Raw genomic sequence first — 16,539 nt, forward strand, 5'->3', positions numbered from 1 at the left:
TTAGAATCGGCCTCGACAACACATCCGACAACCAAAAACTGTTAACGCTTAGCTGAAAACACACCTGCCCTTACAGCGTTTATGCGCCATCCAAAAAGCGCAATGTTTACGCGCGCGTTCATTATTCCGGGGAAGTCAGAACATGCTTAAACAGTGGAGTCTGTTAGCGCTGGCCGTGTGTGCCAGTGTCAGCCCTGTGGCGTTTGCCGAGTCCGTCACGGACCAGGCCGAGTCCAAGGGTTTTATCGAGGGCAGCAGCGTGACCGGGCTGTTGCGTAACTTCTACATGAACCGCAACCGTGAAGGCGGCCGGGCCGACAACCGCGACTGGACCCAAGGCGCAATGCTCAACTATGCCTCGGGCTTCACCCAGGGCACGCTCGGTTTTGGTGTGGATGCCTACGCCTATGGCGGGTTGAAGCTCGATGCCACGCACGCCGACGCCGGCACCGGCAACCTGCCCACCGACCGCCACGGCGATCCCGAAAATGCCTACGGCTCCGTGGGCGCAGCAGTGAAAGTGAAAATCTCCAGGACCCAGCTCAAATTTGGCGATATGCAACCTACCGCGCCTGTATTCGCCACCGGTGGTACGCGCCTGTTACCGCAGACGGCCACCGGTTTTGACCTCACCAGCAGCGAAATCACCGGCCTGGATCTGGAAGCCGGGCATTTCACCAGCACCAACAGTGGCATGACCAGCAGCCACGACCACGATATCTACGCCACGTACGCCAATGTCGCGGCCAACAGCGCGAGCTTCGTCGGCGGCAAATACAGCTTCACGCCGTCCTTGAGCGCCACGTTGTACGCCGGCGAGCTTGAGGATATCTGGCGCCAGTACTACACCAACCTCAATTACGTCATCGCCCTGCCCCACGACCAGTCATTGGCCCTGGACGGCAACCTGTACCGCACCCTCGACACCGGTAGCGCCAAAGCCGGTGCAATCAACAACACCACGTATTCGTTGGCGGCGGCCTACACTTTCCTGCAGGCGCACACCTTGACGCTGTCATTTCAGAAGGTGCATGGCGACACGCCCTTTGACTACATCGGCACCGGTAATAACGGCGCGGGCGAAGGTGGCGACTCGATCCTGCTGGCCAACTCGGTGCAATGGTCGGACTTCAATGGCCCGGGCGAGCAGTCGTGGGGGATACGTTATGACCTGAACATGGCCAGTTACGGCGTGCCGGGGCTGAGTTTCATGGCGCGCTATATCAACGGCTCCGACATCGATGGCACCCACACGCCACAGCACAGTGCCTACGCCGGTGACTTCGGCGCGGACGGCGCGCAGCACGAGACGGATGTTGAAGCCAAGTATGTGATTCAGAGTGGACCGGCGAAGAACCTGTCGTTGCGGGTGCGCGATGCGATCGTGGCGTCGAACGCCGATCAGCGTGATGGGGATTTGAATGAACTGCGCTTGATTGTCGACTATCCGTTTACCTTGCTCTAGGGCAGCCGTGCGGTCCGGCCAGCGTTGCGGCTGGCCGGACCATTGGCATCAGCCTACCCAGCCGACGGCAGTCTTGGGAATCACTTCCGACTCATCCAGTTTCGACGCGAACATGCTCACCGCCTGCACCGCATCGCTGGTGCTGGTGCGGATCTGCAGGATCACCGAGCCCGCCTGGTCCGCCAGGCTGACACCGCGTTGCGCGCCCTCCTGGGTGGCGCTCATGCTGGCCACCGCATCGCGGGTTTCCGAGAGGATCATGCCGATCATCTCGGCGATTTCCGCGGTAGAACGGCTGGTGCGCCCGGCCAGTTGCCGGACTTCGTCGGCCACCACCGCAAAACCACGCCCCTGGTCACCCGCCCGCGCCGCCTCGATGGCCGCGTTGAGCGCCAACAGGTTGGTCTGGTCGGCGATGCCGCGAATGGTGTTGACGATCGCGGTGATTTGCTCGGAACGGTCACCCAACTGCCCAACCAGACGCGCCGAAGCGCCGATATTTTCGGCAATCCGGCGCATTTCCGTGGCGGTTTCCTGGATCACCTGGGTGCCGTGCTCGGCGAAACGCTCGGTTTCGGAAGAAATATGGTAGGCCCGCGAGGCGCCGCGTGAGTCTTCCTCGAATTTTTCCACGCGTTCAGTGATGTCGCTGGCGAACTTGACGATCTTGATCAGCTTGCCGTCGCCGTCGTAGACCGGGTTATAACTGGCTTCCAGCCATACCACACGGCCGTGTTTGCCGATGCGCTTGAATTGCCCGGTGAAGAATTCGCCGTTGTTCAAGCGGCGCCAGAAGTCCGAATATTCACTGCTGTTGATCAGCGCCGGCTCGCAAAACATGCGGTGATGTTTGCCTTTGAGTTCGGCCAGTGAATAGCCCATGACGTTCAGGAAGTTTTCGTTGGCATCCAGTACCTGGCCGTTCAGATCGAATTCAATCACCGCCATGGCCCGGTCAAGCGCGGTCAGCTTGCTGCGGGTCGCGGCTTCCAGCTCGACTTTGGCAGTGACGTCGAGGGCGTACTTGACCACCTTCAACACCTGGCCTCGCTCATCCAGCACCGGGTTGTAGCTGGCTTCCAGCCACACCGTGCGGCCATGAGCGTCCACGCGCTTGAACGTACCCGACACAAACTTGCCGGACTTGAGCTCACTCCAGAACTGACCGTAGGCCGGGCTGCTGGTCAGCGCCGGCAAACAGAAGTCACGGTGGGATTTGCCGGCCAACTGTTCGCGGCTGTAGCCCATGGTTTTCAGAAAATTATCGTTGGCACGCAACACCTTGCCATTGAGGTCGAATTCGACCACGGCCATGGAGCGTTCAAGGGCAGCGATCAGTCCTTTGTATTCACTAACTTCGGCCGTCCTGGCCGCCAGTTCTGTTTTGAGCGTTTTGTTGAACATGACGTACCCTCAGCCGTGCGAAGAACCCATCTCTAATCGGGCTATCGGCGGCGGAATACGCGACTTTACGCAATTTTAATGTTTATTTTCTGGCGTCAAATAAGCGCTATGAAAGTAGCTGTTCAAGGCGATTTCCGCGGCTGCGCCAGCGACGTCAATCGCTCGCGCATGCCGCTGCTCGCTGCCGGCCCTGCCTGCAAGGTACAAGCTTCCCAAGGAACCACTCGGCCATCGACGACATCCACCATCATCGGCTCCAGCACACGTGCGCTGCCACGCTCGACCACCTGCACACTCGCGCCCTCCTCGGCGTAATGCCGGTTACCCCACGCCACCAGTGACATCAGCACGATGCGGAAGTCCTCGCCCTTGGCCGTCGGCACGTATTCGTAACGCGGCGGGCGCTCACTGTAGGGCCGGCGTTCCAGCATCCCGGCCTCCACCAACGCGTTAAGGCGCCGCGTCAACATATTGGGCGCAATCCCCAGGCTACGGGAAAACTCATCGAAGCGACGCAGGCCCTGCACGGCGTCGCGCATGATCAAGATGCTCCACCATTCACCGACCTGATCGAGGCTACGGGCGATGGGGCATTCGTTGCGGGTGAGAGACGTGCGCTGCATGGCGGTTCCTGTGTGCGGGTACAAAGTTGTAGGTCGCCATGTTACTTTCATGATGATAGTGACGTCCACTGAGTCTGTATCCCTCAATGCAAGCGGAGTCGATGAATCATGAGTAAACGAATCGTTGTGACGGGCATGGGCGCGCTGACGCCGCTGGGCTACGGCGTGGAGCCAACCTGGCAACGCCTGCTGGACGGGCAATCGGGCATTCGCCGCCTGCCGGAAACACTGATTGGCGACCTGACGGTCAGCATCGGTGGCCAGGTGCAAACCCTCGAGCAAGACCCTGAAGCAGGGTTTGATCCTGATCGCCTGCTGGCCGCCAAAGAGCAGCGCAAGATGGACCGGTTTATCCTGTTTGCCCTTGCGGCGGCCGATGAAGCGTTGAAACAGGCCGGCTGGGCGCCCAAAACGCCTGAAGAGCAGGAACGCACCGCGACCATCATTGCTTCCGGCGTGGGCGGCTTTCCGGCGATCGCCGAGGCGGTCCGCACGACCGACAGCAAGGGCCCGCGGCGCCTTTCGCCGTTCACCATTCCGTCCTTCCTGAGCAACATGGCGGCCGGGCATGTCTCGATCAATTACGGCTTGAAAGGCCCGCTGGGCGCACCGGTCACCGCATGCGCAGCGGGCGTGCAAGCGATCGGCGACGCTGCGCGCATGATCCGCGCCGGCGACGTCGACGTGGCCGTGTGCGGCGGCGCGGAGGCAGCGATTCATCGGGTCAGCCTCGCCGGCTTTGCCGCGGCGCGGGCCTTGTCCGTTGACTGCAACGACACGCCCGAACGCGCCTCGCGGCCGTTCGACCAGGCGCGTGACGGGTTTGTCATGGGTGAAGGTGCTGGCATCCTGGTCATCGAGGAACTGGAGCACGCCCTCGCACGGGGTGCGCAGCCTATCGCCGAGCTGGTCGGCTACGGCACCAGTGCCGACGCCTATCACATGACGGCAGGGCCCGAAGACGGCGACGGCGCACGTCGGGCGATGACGCAAGCGCTGCGCCAGGCGGGTATCGACGCGTCCCAAGTGCAGTACCTGAACGCCCACGCCACCTCGACGCCAGTGGGTGACAAGGGCGAATTGGCCGCGATCCGCACGGTGTTCGGTACCACGGGCAGCCCGGCGATCAGCTCGACCAAATCCGCGACCGGTCACCTCTTGGGGGCTGCCGGCGGGATCGAGGCGATTTTCACCGTGCTCGCCTTGCGCGATCAGGTCGCGCCGGTAACCCTCAACCTGGAAAACCCAGACGCCCTCGCCGAGGGCCTCGATCTGCTGCACGGCACGGCGCGCTCTATGGCGATTGAATACGCGCTGTCCAATGGCTTCGGTTTTGGCGGCGTAAACGCCAGCGTGCTGTTCCGCCGCTGGGCATAAGCGGCGGTTTGCCCCTGCGGTTGATTTCAGGGACCATGGCGCCTTTCTGTTTCTGCCAATGAGAGGCGCCCATGGCCAACCACGACCTGTCCTACACCCCCGATCCCGATGCTGATTCGATTTCCTCGGACGTGATCGGCTTCAACGGCATCCTGGTCTCCACCCAGATCCCGACCCGCGCCGACGGCAGCCTGGAGCTGGGCGATATCACCGTGCAAAGCGAATGCACCCTGCAAGCGCTGAAAGTGGCCCTGGAAAAAGCCGGCAGCGCCATGGACCGCGTCATGCACCTGACCATTTATCTGACCGATATGGCCGATCGCGCCGCCTTCAACGAGGTCTACAAACGCTTCTTTGCCAAGCCCTGGCCCGTACGCGCGGCGGTTGGCGTCGCTGCGCTGGCGGTGGAAGGCATGCGTGTGGAGGTTACGGCGATGGCGGCCAAGGCCTGAAAGCAAACAACGCGTATCAGCTGAGAAACATCACGACCTCCAATGCCCGTAACGCACTGACCGGATATCCCATTTTTTTGTCGATCGATGCGCGCAACGTCGCAAGACGCTTATCCTTTTGGAGGTCGCGAAGCAACGCTATGTAATGTTCATAAGCTGCGGCATTGTTGACTCGGTATTGATGAGCCTTGACCCCATGGACGAACGCATAGATCCGCGAGTCCCAAATGGGAAATGCATCTGGATTGACGAAATGAAGCAATTTGGAGGCCCCGACCACAGAGTGATTCACCAACTGAGCCAAGTTAATCAATTGGGCATGACTCAATGCACCGTTCTGCTTGGCCTCAGTCAATATCTGTGCGCCCATGGCGACGCTCACCATCTTAGTCGCATGAATCTCCAAGATAGTCGGCATCCAGCCATACACCATATGAGCCGCGCAGATGAAGTCGCGCTCGGTAAACGAGGTCTGGCCGGCCAGCGAAGAAAGCATGTGCGGATAGGCGCGAATATAGGCGTTATCAGGGTCTATCCGCAGTGTTGTCTCCAGATCAAAGATATCCTTCATTTGAAAGGCTCTCTTTGCAGTGAAGTTTGAACAGCATTCACAAGTAGGCATCGGCTTGTTCATGACCGGCTTTTTTTATCAGGCAACGCATCGTTTATTCGATCCAATAACAGCAAGCGAATGCTCTCCAGGATATCCGGCTGACCTGCCTTGGCTTTTTCATTGCGAATGATCTTGAGTTGCAAGTGAAGACCGAGAGTCAGCAGGAACCACATCACGAGGGTGACGGTGACCATCTGGCCGCTTCCGACGGTGAACTGCACGCCCAATTTATTCAGCAAACTGTCCAGTGCATACAGGGCTTCAAAACTGATGAGCCACTTCACCATCAGCGCGGCGAAGTGAAAAGCCAACAGTGGTTCGGTTGCACGTTTGAATATATAAGTAGCAATCATCAACCGGATCGATGCACGGCGAGTGAAATAGGAGAGATACAGCGCCCCAAGCGCCGCGATCAACCCAGGCACCGCCAATAACGTTATGTTTTCGATGACCCATGCAATCGCTCTCAGCACCCATTGGATCACACCAAAATCAAAGCTTGGTAGACGCGCCAATAAGCACTGGATTGCGAACAAGATCATTTCACCAGCGATAATGAATAAAACTGGAAGAATGCATAACAAAAACGAGATAAGGGTGAAAATAAATGATTTGAGAACCGGCTGATCAGCCAGTTCGAGGTATTTTTTGAGCAGCCGTAACATCCGTGTTCCTAATGGTGTGTTTTTAATAGTGCGACATCATATGGCCATCACTCCTTCAATGAAAGTGGTTTAGCCCGGCAATAGATGCCCGCCACGCATTTCACAGCTACAATGCGCGCCTCACCCGTGACAAGCCTGACTAAAAAAACTATGTCCTTGCCCAAGCATCACCTGGAATTGCTCAGCCCTGCCCGCGATGTTGCCATTGCGCGGGAGGCCATCCTGCATGGCGCCGACGCCATCTACATCGGCGGCCCGAGCTTCGGCGCACGCCATAACGCCTGTAATGAGGTGAGCGATATCGCTCAACTGGTCGAATTTGCCCGCCGTTACCATGTGCGCGTGTTCACTACGATCAATACCATCCTGCACGACAACGAACTGGAGCCCGCGCGCAAGCTGATCCATCAGCTTTACGACGCCGGTGTCGACGCGTTGATCGTGCAAGACCTGGGCGTGATGGAGCTGGATATTCCGCCCATCGAGCTGCACGCCAGCACCCAGACCGACATTCGTACCCTGGGCCGCGCCAAGTTCCTCGACCAGGCCGGTTTCTCGCAATTGGTGTTGGCCCGTGAGCTGAACCTGCAAGAGATCCGCGCCATCGCCGACGAAACCGATGCCGCCATCGAGTTCTTTATCCACGGCGCTCTGTGCGTGGCGTTCTCCGGGCAGTGCAACATCTCCCACGCGCAAAATGGCCGCAGCGCCAACCGTGGCGACTGCTCCCAGGCCTGCCGCCTGCCGTACACCTTGAAGGATGACCAGGGCCGCGTCGTGGCCTTCGAAAAACACCTGCTGTCGATGAAAGACAACAACCAGAGCGCCAACCTGCGTGCCTTGGTGGAAGCCGGTGTGCGTTCGTTCAAGATCGAAGGCCGCTACAAGGACATGGGCTACGTGAAGAACATCACCGCCTATTACCGCCAGCGTCTCGACGAGATCCTCGAAGACCGCCCGGACCTGGCCCGTGCTTCCAGCGGCCGTACCGCGCACTTCTTCCTGCCCGACCCGGAAAAAACCTTCCACCGTGGCAGCACCGACTACTTTGTCAGTGATCGCAAGATCGACATCGGCGCGTTCGACACCCCGACCTTTACCGGCCTGCCGGTGGGCACCGTGGAAAAAGCCGGCAAGCGTGACCTGCAAGTGGTCACCCATGAGCCGCTGTCCAACGGCGACGGCCTCAATGTGCTGATCAAGCGTGAGGTGGTGGGTTTCCGCGCCAACATCGCCGAACCCAAGGGTGAATTCGAAGAAGACGGCCAGAAGCGTTACCGCTACCGCGTCGAGCCGAACGAAATGCCCGCCGGCCTGCATCAATTGCGTGCGCATCACCCGCTCAATCGCAACCTGGACCACAACTGGCAACAGGCGCTGCTCAAGACCTCCGCCGAGCGGCGTATCGGCCTGTCGTGGGTGGCGCGCCTGCGCGAAGACCAGTTGCAAATCACCGCGACCAGCGAAGAAGGCATCAGCGCCGGCGTGGCCCTGCCCGGCCCGTTCGGCGTGGCCAACAAGCCGGAACAGGCACTGGATACGTTGCGTGACCTGCTTGGCCAACTCGGCACCACCGAGTACCACGCCACTCGCATCGAGCTGGATGCGCCACAGGCGTTCTTCATTCCCAACTCGCAGCTCAAGGCACTGCGCCGTGAAGTGATCGAAGCGCTGACCGCCGCCCGTGTTGCCGCGCATCCACGCGGAGGACGCAAGGCCGAGACCACGCCGCCGCCGGTGTACCCGGACGCGCATCTGTCGTTTCTGGCCAACGTCTACAACCAGAAGGCCCGCGACTTCTACCACCGTCACGGCGTCAAGCTGATCGACGCCGCGTTCGAAGCCCATGAAGAAACCGGCGAAGTGCCGGTGATGATCACCAAGCACTGCCTGCGTTTCTCGTTCAACCTGTGCCCTAAACAGGCCAAGGGGGTGACCGGGGTGAAGACCAAGGTGGCGCCGATGCAGTTGATCCATGGCGATGAAGTATTGACGCTGAAGTTCGACTGCAAGCCGTGCGAGATGCACGTGGTGGGCAAGATCAAGGGGCATATCCTTGGGTTGCCGCAACCGGGCAGTGCCGTGGAGCATTTCAACCCGCAAAACATCATCTTTCAGGGCACGCACTGACCCGGCGAGCGCGGGGCAACCACCAGCCCCGCTGCAACCCCGCCGCCGCCAGCAGAATCGCCGCCACCCCCAGCCATTGCAGCCAGCCCAGGCGATGGCCGAAGGCAATCCAGTCCACGAAAATCGCGGCAATCGGGTAGATGAACGACAGCGCGCCGGTGATTGCCGTGGGCAGTTTCTGGATCGCGCCGTACAGCAGCACATACATCAAGCCGGTATGCACCATCCCCAGCGTGACCAATGCCGCCCAGGCATTGCTCGCCGCCGGCAGGCTGTTCCAGGGCACCAGCGGCGCCAGCAGCAACGCGCCGGTGATGACCTGGATCAGCGCCATCAAGTGCGGCGGCACTTGCTTCAAGCGCTTGATGATCAGTGCCGCCACCGCATAGAGAAACGCCGCGCCCAGGGCCAGTGCAATCCCCGTCAGGTAATCCCCGCCCCCGCTCTGTTGCTCGCCATGGGCAGTGACGATCGCCAGCATCCCGAGAAACGCCACGCTCAGCCACGCCAGCTTTTGCACGGTGATCTTTTCACCCAGGAACAGCGCCGCCAGCATCACCAAGATGAACGGCTGCACGTTGTACACCGCCGTACTGATGGCGATGGACGCGCGAGAGTAGGATTCAAACAACAACAGCCAGTTACCGACGATGGCGACACCACTGAGCATCGCCAGTCCGAGTTTGGCCCAACTGAGCAGGTCCAGGCGCAGATAACCCAGCACCGCACACACCAGCAGCAGCGTGAGGCCGCCGATCACGCAGCGCCAGAACACCACTTCGATCACCGACACGCCCGACACCAGCACAAACCAGCCGATGGTGCCCGAGATCAGCATGGCGGCGATCATTTCCCACGAACCGCGACGAATGGATGAGTCCATGATTGATGCTCCTCAAGTGAGGCTCAATTATGGCAATCTGCTCGGCAGCGGCTCCAGTGACTAAAAAAGGCAAAGTCACATAATCACCTTTTCTTATTAGGCGTAAACCATGATCGACACCATCGACCAGCAACTGATCGCCGCCTTGATGGACGACTCACGTTTGTCCCTCAAGGCGCTGGCGGGCATTACGGGGCTGTCCTCGCCCAGCGTTGGCGAACGCCTGCGCCGCCTGGAAGAGCGCGGCGTACTGACCCATTACACCGTCGACATCGACCCCAAACATTTCGGTTACCTGTTGCAAGCCATCGTGCGCATCCGCCCCCTGCCAGGCCAATTGCAGGAAGTGGAGCGCCAGATCCAGGCAATTCCCGAGTTCACCGAGTGCGACAAAGTGACAGGCGACGACTGCTTCATCGCGCGCCTGCATGTACGCACCATGGACCACCTCGACAGCCTGCTCGACCGGCTCAACGGCTATGCCGAGACCAATACGGCGATCGTCAAGAAAACCCCGGTGAAGCGGCGTTTGCCACCGTTGACCAGCGGCTGAACGACAACAAACCGTGGCAAACGGACTTGCTGTGATGAGCAGGCCTACTGTGGTGAGCGGGGCAAGCCCGCTCACCACAGAGGTTAGTCATGAAGGGCCTTTGCGGCGGTCAGCAACCCCTGGAACTTGCGATAGCGCGCCTCCAACACCGGCTTCTGCGTGCGGTCAGGCTGATACCGCGCCTTGACCGGCATCCCCGCCGCCAGCAAACCCGCACCCTCCCCGATCGCCATAAACCCCAGCTTCGCCGCACCGATGCAGGCGCTCAACTCACTGCCGTGCAAGGTAAAGATCTCCCGCTGCAGGATATTGGCCAGCAACTGCGCCCAATACTCACTGCGCGCGCCGCCGCCCACCAGGGCGCAGGACGTCACGTCGGCGCCGGCCGATTGCACCGCGCGCAGCGCATCCAGCAAACCGAAGCCCACCCCTTCCATCACCGCATACCCCAGCATCGCCGGGGTGCAGTCATGGCCCAGGTGCATAAAACCACCCCGCAACAACGGATCGTTATGCGGCGTGCGCTCACCGGCCAGGTAGGGCAGAAACAACGGTGTGCCCAGCGGCACCGGTTGCCCGATCGGCAACTGCGCCTGCACCTGCTCCAGCAGCGTCTGTTCATCGGCCATGCCCGTGAGTCGCGTGACCCAGCGCAGGCAACTGGCGCCGGCGAGCATGGCGCCCATGGTGTACCAGCGCTCGGGCAATGCGTGGCAGAAGCTGTGCACCGCACTGGCCGGGTTGCCGGCGGCGTGGTCGGTAATCGCGACAATCGCCGCGCTGGTGCCCAGGGTGATGAAACCGTCCCCGGGGTTGATCGCGCCGATCCCCACGGCGGCCACCGGGTTGTCGCCGCCGCCACCGGCAATCACCACGTCGGCGGGCAGCCCCAAGCCCGTCAGGGTCACACGGGCACTCGCCGCACCGCCCTCAACCAGCCTGGGCATCTGCGCAGGTTCAAGGCCCGTAGCACGCAGCATCGGCGTGAACCACTCGCGCCGCGCCACATCCAGCCACAGCGTGCCGGCGGCGTCCGACATCTCGCTGATGCGCTCGCCACACAGCCGCAGGCGCAGGTAATCCTTGGGTGAGAGCACGCAATCGATGGCCTTGAACACCTCGGGTTCGTGGCGTTGCAGCCACCGCAACTTGGGCGCGGTGAGCCCGGCCATGGGCAGGCTGCCGGTCACCTGGGCAAAGCCCGGCCCCAGTTGTTCGGCCTCGGCGACAGCGCGCGAGTCGTCCCACAGGATCGCCGGGTACAACACGCGGTCGTCAGCGCCCAACAACACCGCACCGTGCATTTGCCCGGACAGGCCGATACACGCCACGCGGGCAAACGCTTCATGGGCGCGCAATAGGTCAAGCGCTTGCAGACAGGCCTGCCACCAATCTTCAGGGGCCTGCTCGGACCAGCCGCTGTGGCGTCGCGACACGTTCAAGCGTACGCCGGTGTGGGCCAGCACCGTTCCGTCCAGGCCCATGAGAATGGCTTTGAGTTCGGAAGTACCCAGGTCAATGCCAAGGGAAACAGGACTGCTCATATACGTGTTATTCCAATCAAGAACAGCCACAGGAGTTACGCAATTGCAGAGTCGGTGCCAGGCGCACACTCTGCGGCGGCGCGTCGGGCGCGGCCATGCGTTGCAGCAACAGGTCGACCGCGCGGGCGCCCAGCGCCTTGACCGGCTGTGCGATCAGGCTCAGGCGCGGCACGAAGAAGTCGGCCCATTCAAAATCATCAAACCCCACCAGGGCCATCTGCCCCGGCACCTCGATATGCGCGTCCCGCAGGGCATGCATCGCGCCGAGGGTCATCAGGTTATTACCGGCCATGATCGCGGTGGGCGGCGACGCCAGGCCCAACAGCTGCACCGTGGCCTGGCGTGCCGGTTCGGTATTGGAGCCGCCGTTGACCAGCAACTGCGCGTCGAACGCCAGCCCCTGCGCCTGCAACGCCGCGCGATAACCGGCCACCCGCTCATCCGTCGTGCTGAACCCGCTGCGCCCGGCGATAAAGCCGATGCGCCGGTGCCCATGGGCGATCAGGTGCTCGATCAGGGCCTGGGTGGGCTGGCTATTCTCCACCCCGACCTGATCGAACCGCTCGCTCATCATCCGGTCCACCAACACCGCCGGAATCTCGTTGGCCCGCAGGTATTCCAGGGCCAATGAGCCGTTCGACGGCGCCAACACAATGCCGTCGACCCGCCGATGATGCAGCGCCGTGACCACCCGCAGCTCCTGCTCCGGGTCGTCATGGGTGTCGACGAACAACATCATGTAACCGTGTTTGGCGCACTCGGTTTCAATCGCGTGCACGGTTTCGCTGAAATAGTGGTTGGACAACGCCGAGATCGCCACGCCAATGGTGCTGGTGCTGGAACGGGCCAGCGAGCGCGCCAGGGTATTGGGGATATACCCCAACGCCTGGATCGCCTGCTGCACCGCCAGCACCGTGGCCGGGCTGACTTTGCGGGTGCCGTTGAGCACATGGGACACGGTCGACGTCGACACCCCCGCCCGGCTTGCCACATCGTCCATGGTGACCATGGCGCTGTTCCTCCATCAATGCCGCTGGATCAATGCTTGCTCGACCAGCCGCTGTACGTGCCGACGTTGTCGCGGGTGATCAGTTTCGGTGTAAGCAGGGTCACCGCGTCGGCCGGGGCTTTGTCATTGAGCAGGTCATTGCCCACGTTCACGGCGGTCTGGGCCATGGCCCATGGATCCTGGCTGGCGGAGGCCTGGATCAGCGTGTCGGTCTTCAGCGCGTTTTCGATATCCGGCGCGCCATCCACCGAGGTAATGATGATGCCGCTGCGCTTGAGCTGCTTGGCCGCCAGGTCGCTGCCGATGGCTTGCGGATCGTTGATCGCAAACAGGCCGTCGATTTTCGGGAAGCGCGTGAGGTAACCCTGCATCACGTTCAAGCCGCCTTCACGCGAGCCCTTGCCGTCCTGGTCGTCGGACAGCACCTTGATATCCGGTGCTCCCGCCAGTGCGGCTTTGCAGCCTTTGACCCGGTCGGTCACAGCGGTCACCTGCGGGCCGTTCTGGATAATCACATTGCCTTTGCCCGAGAGTTTGTCCACCAGGAATTGGCAGGCGAGCTTGCCGGCTTCGACGTTGTCGGTCTGCACCGTGGCATTCACGCCCTTGGCGTCCACGTCCACCGCCACGACCACGATGCCGGCGTTACGGGCTTTCTTGATCGCCGAGGCCATGGCGGACGGGTCGACGGCGTTGATCAGGATCAGGTCGACCTTGGACGAGATGAAATTGTCGATCTGCGAGAACTGCTTGCTCAGGTCATAGTCGGCCGACACTGAAGTGACTTTGACGTTGGGGTTCAGCTCTTTGGCGCGTGCGGTCGCGCCGTCGGCCAGGGTCACAAAGTACGGGTTACCCAGGGAACCCATGCTGATGCCGAGGGCCTTGAGTTCACGCGCTTCGACGGCTTGGGACATGAGCGCAGCCAGAGCAATGACGGGGAATATGCGTTTGAAGTTCATGCGGGTCTCTCTTGTGATTGTTGTATGAGTGAGATCAGGTGCGCGCACCGGACTGGCGATAACGATCCAGCGCCACCGCGCCAATGATCACGATGCCCTTGATGATGTATTGCCAGATATCCGACACCCCCAGCAGCACCAGGCCATTGGTGAGTACCGCGATAATCAGTGCGCCGATCAGCGTGCCACCGATGGTGCCGACGCCGCCGGTAAAACTGGTGCCGCCGAGGATCACCGCGGCAATCGCGTCCAGCTCATAGGATTGCCCCAGTTGCAGGCCATTGGCGGCGAACAGGCGCGAGGCGCTCATTACCGCGCCGAGCCCGGCCAAAGCACCGGACATGGCGTAGACGAACAGCAGCACTTTCCACACCTTGATGCCCGACAGTCGCGCCGCTTCCGGGTTGCCGCCCACCGAATAGATCTGCACGCCCATCACCGTGCGCCGCAGGATGAACCATGACAGCGCCACCACCGCCACGGCGATCACCACCAACCATGGCACGCCGAGGATCGAGTCATTGCCGATAAAGGCAAACGGCAGATCGGGGTTGAACACCGTCTTGTCGTCCGCCAACAGGCGCGCCAAGCCACGCATGGCGGTAAGGGCGCCGAGGGTGACGATAAACGGCGGCAGCCGCATAAAGGCGATCAACCCGCCGTTGACCAAGCCCAGCAACAGGCCAAAGCCAATCCCGGCGGCGATCCCGAACATACCGAATTGCGGCGACATAGAGGCCTGCAACGCCACGACCGCCGACGCCGCCAGAATCGCCCCCACCGACAGGTCGATGCCCGCCGTGAGGATCACAAAGGTCATGCCCGCCGCCAGCACCACGTTGACCGAGGCCTGCTGGGTAATGATCGACAGGTTCTGCATGGTCAGGAAGTTTTCGCTGGCCAGGGCAAAGCCCACCAGCAGCAATACCAGCACCGGCAACATGCCCACCGTGCGCATCAGTTCACGTGCGCGCTCTGCCTTGCCTATTGGTGCAATCATCGAATCAGCCATTGGCAACCACCTGATCGCCACCGGTGGCGAGGTCAATAATACGTTCCTGGGAAATAGCGTGGCCCGAGGCCCCGCCGACTTCGGCCACCAACTGGCCTTCGCGCATGATCAGCACCCGGTCGCAGGTGCCGATGATCTCCGGCAGCTCGCTGGAGATCACCACGATGCCGACACCGGCCTGGGCCAGTTGATTGATGATGCGGTAGATCTCGGACTTGGAGCCGATGTCCACGCCCCGCGTGGGTTCGTCGAGAATCAGCACATGCGGCTTGACCTCCAGCAGCCGCGCCAGCAACACCTTCTGCTGGTTGCCGCCGGACAACGCGCCCACATTGACCTTGCCCGACGCCACGCGGATCGACAGCGACTTGATCGCGTCATTCGCGCGTTGCGCCGCGTGGCCACGGTCGAGCACACCACCGGCACGGGCGTCCGGCACACAGGCGCAGACGTTGATGTTGTCGGCCACGCTCATGTCCAGGAACAGGCCCTGGGCCTTGCGGTCTTCGGTGAGGTACACCACGCCTGCGCGTATCGCATCCGCGGGGTTACGCAGTTGGGTGACGGTCTTGCCCACCACTTCCAGGGTGCCGCTGGTGCGCGGGTCGGCGGCGAAGATCAAACGCGCCAGTTCCGTGCGCCCTGCCCCCACCAGGCCGGCGATGCCCAGCACTTCACCGGCGTGCAGGTCGAAGCTGCAATTGCGCACCCGCTTGCCATCGGCCATGTCGCGCACACGCATCACCACCGCGCCGGGGTCGTAGGCGGCGTGTTCCTTCTTGTAGAAGCCTGACAGGTCGCGGCCCACCATCATCTTGACCAGCACCTCGGCCGACAACGCGTCGCGGGTCAGCTCGCCGATGTATTGGCCGTCACGCAGCACCGATACCCGGTCGGACAACTCGTAGATCTCCGCCATGCGGTGACTGATATAGATGATCGCCAGGCCCTGGCTGCGCAGCTGTTTGATCAGCGCGAACAGGCGGTCGGTCTCGCGGGACGACAGCGGCGTGGTGGGTTCGTCCATCACCAGGATCCTGGCGTGGGCATGCAGGGCGCGGGCGATTTCCACCAACTGGCGCTCGGCAATCGACAGGCTGCTGACCTGGGTTGCCGCGGTGAATTCGGCGCCCAGGCGCTGCAGCACTTCCTTGCAGCCGTCCCGCATGCCCTTGCGGTCGATGGTCCAGCCACGCCGCAGTTCACGGCCCAGGTAGATGTTCTCGGCCACGCTCAGGTTCGGGCACAGGCTCAATTCCTGATAAATCACAGCGATGCCGAGGGCTTTGGCGGTTGCGGGGTTGTAGGTGGCGATGGGCTGACCGCCAATGCGGATTTCGCCACCGGGGTCGGCCTGGTAGGCGCCGGAGAGAATTTTCATCAGCGTCGATTTGCCGGCGCCGTTCTCTCCCATCAAGGCGTGGATTTCGCCGGGATAGACCTTCAGGCCGACACTTTTGAGCACGCGCAACCCGTTGAAGGTTTTGCTGATGCCCTGCATCTCGAGCAAGGGTTCAAGGCTCATGGATGAGCTCCTGGATTTATTATTTTTGTTGTTCAGCCCTCTTTGGATCAGAGCCGATTGCCACCGACTCTAGCCAGATACATTTGCTTACGCAAGCGCTTGCGTTGTCCGTTTGTCGCTAGAAGAAACGTTTCACCAGGCACATAAACCGCAATTTCCACATTTCTAACATTTTCGTTGCAAGGGCGCTCGTTCCCCTGCCACAGGTCAGTTGTGCACGGTTCTGCTATTGTCACAGCACTCATCTCCTCCTCATCGCCTTCCGCGATTTTCTGTGAGCATGCTCTGCGCCATCGCCGATTGCCGATGGCGGGCCTCACAA

General features: G+C 61.3%; 15 protein-coding genes and 1 pseudogene. 5 read left to right on the forward strand and 11 right to left on the reverse strand.

The genetic code is table 11. The features are described from left to right. The first annotated feature begins 142 nt into the window (after window positions 1-142). A complete protein-coding gene (locus V6M90_RS19730) occupies window positions 143-1,465 on the forward strand; it encodes an OprD family porin (RefSeq protein ID WP_003173976.1) in 1,323 nt (440 codons plus the stop codon). Window positions 1,466-1,513: 48 nt separating this feature from the next. Here the strand turns inward: V6M90_RS19730 and V6M90_RS30235 are convergent, their stop codons facing one another. From V6M90_RS30235 to V6M90_RS19740, 3 genes and pseudogenes are all read right to left on the reverse strand, one after another. Beyond that, complete coding sequence (locus V6M90_RS30235) at window positions 1,514-2,098, reverse strand: methyl-accepting chemotaxis protein (protein ID WP_232291326.1); 585 nt, start codon at window positions 2,096-2,098, stop codon at window positions 1,514-1,516. Window positions 2,099-2,101: 3 nt separating this feature from the next. After that, window positions 2,102-2,869, reverse strand: a pseudogene (locus tag V6M90_RS30240) (PAS domain-containing protein); the annotation flags it as partial. Window positions 2,870-2,991: 122 nt separating this feature from the next. After that, window positions 2,992-3,492, reverse strand: coding sequence for a winged helix-turn-helix transcriptional regulator (locus V6M90_RS19740; RefSeq protein WP_305427153.1), 501 nt, complete (start codon window positions 3,490-3,492; stop codon window positions 2,992-2,994). Between the two features lie 108 nt (window positions 3,493-3,600). On the opposite strand from V6M90_RS19740, the gene fabF reads away from it, so the two are divergent. Next, window positions 3,601-4,869 (forward strand): beta-ketoacyl-ACP synthase II, encoded by a 1,269-nt coding sequence (gene fabF, locus V6M90_RS19745; RefSeq protein WP_332846993.1) that lies wholly within the window; start codon window positions 3,601-3,603, stop codon window positions 4,867-4,869. A 71-nt stretch (window positions 4,870-4,940) separates the two neighbouring features. Next, complete coding sequence (locus V6M90_RS19750; protein WP_003173981.1) at window positions 4,941-5,321, forward strand: RidA family protein; 381 nt, start codon at window positions 4,941-4,943, stop codon at window positions 5,319-5,321. A 16-nt stretch (window positions 5,322-5,337) separates the two neighbouring features. Here the strand turns inward: V6M90_RS19750 and V6M90_RS19755 are convergent, their stop codons facing one another. Together V6M90_RS19755 and V6M90_RS19760 are read right to left on the reverse strand one after the other, a co-directional pair. After that, window positions 5,338-5,892 (reverse strand): DUF6308 family protein, encoded by a 555-nt coding sequence (locus V6M90_RS19755; RefSeq protein ID WP_332846994.1) that lies wholly within the window; start codon window positions 5,890-5,892, stop codon window positions 5,338-5,340. 59 nt (window positions 5,893-5,951) lie between these two features. Beyond that, a complete protein-coding gene (locus V6M90_RS19760) occupies window positions 5,952-6,599 on the reverse strand; it encodes a hypothetical protein (RefSeq protein ID WP_141064700.1) in 648 nt (215 codons plus the stop codon). Window positions 6,600-6,749: 150 nt separating this feature from the next. Here V6M90_RS19760 and V6M90_RS19765 point away from each other — a divergent pair, with 150 nt between their 5' ends. Next, window positions 6,750-8,729, forward strand: a complete 1,980-nt coding sequence (locus V6M90_RS19765) for a peptidase U32 family protein (RefSeq protein ID WP_332846995.1) — start codon at window positions 6,750-6,752, stop codon at window positions 8,727-8,729. Here the strand turns inward: V6M90_RS19765 and V6M90_RS19770 are convergent. Beyond that, window positions 8,707-9,612 (reverse strand): DMT family transporter, encoded by a 906-nt coding sequence (locus V6M90_RS19770; RefSeq protein WP_305427156.1) that lies wholly within the window; start codon window positions 9,610-9,612, stop codon window positions 8,707-8,709. The genes V6M90_RS19765 and V6M90_RS19770 overlap by 23 nt on opposite strands. Window positions 9,613-9,721: 109 nt before the next feature. On the opposite strand from V6M90_RS19770, the gene V6M90_RS19775 reads away from it, so the two are divergent. Then, entirely contained in the window at window positions 9,722-10,165 is a 444-nt protein-coding gene (locus tag V6M90_RS19775; RefSeq protein ID WP_078824676.1) for an Lrp/AsnC family transcriptional regulator, read from the forward strand. 83 nt (window positions 10,166-10,248) lie between these two features. On the opposite strand, the gene xylB is transcribed toward V6M90_RS19775, so the two are convergent. Genes xylB through V6M90_RS19800 form a run of 5 tightly spaced genes read right to left on the reverse strand, consistent with a single transcriptional unit; the run spans window position 10,249 to window position 16,217 of the window. Continuing rightward, window positions 10,249-11,709, reverse strand: coding sequence for a xylulokinase (gene xylB / locus V6M90_RS19780; protein WP_332846996.1), 1,461 nt, complete (start codon window positions 11,707-11,709; stop codon window positions 10,249-10,251). 16 nt (window positions 11,710-11,725) lie between these two features. Next, window positions 11,726-12,718 carry a LacI family DNA-binding transcriptional regulator gene (locus V6M90_RS19785; RefSeq protein WP_003173989.1) on the reverse strand — a complete coding sequence of 331 codons (993 nt, stop codon included), beginning with the start codon at window positions 12,716-12,718 and terminating at the stop codon, window positions 11,726-11,728. Window positions 12,719-12,747: 29 nt separating this feature from the next. Further along, window positions 12,748-13,680, reverse strand: coding sequence for an ABC transporter substrate-binding protein (locus tag V6M90_RS19790; RefSeq protein WP_332846997.1), 933 nt, complete (start codon window positions 13,678-13,680; stop codon window positions 12,748-12,750). 34 nt (window positions 13,681-13,714) lie between these two features. Then, window positions 13,715-14,692 carry an ABC transporter permease subunit gene (locus V6M90_RS19795; RefSeq protein ID WP_141064697.1) on the reverse strand — a complete coding sequence of 326 codons (978 nt, stop codon included), beginning with the start codon at window positions 14,690-14,692 and terminating at the stop codon, window positions 13,715-13,717. Beyond that, entirely contained in the window at window positions 14,685-16,217 is a 1,533-nt protein-coding gene (locus V6M90_RS19800) for a sugar ABC transporter ATP-binding protein (RefSeq protein ID WP_078824680.1), read from the reverse strand. Before V6M90_RS19800 ends, V6M90_RS19795 begins: the two co-directional genes overlap by 8 nt. Between the last annotated feature and the right edge of the window lie 322 nt (window positions 16,218-16,539).

Origin of the sequence: Pseudomonas lactucae, from assembly GCF_036688725.1 — a bacterium.
Lineage (GTDB): Bacteria > Pseudomonadota > Gammaproteobacteria > Pseudomonadales > Pseudomonadaceae > Aquipseudomonas > Aquipseudomonas lactucae.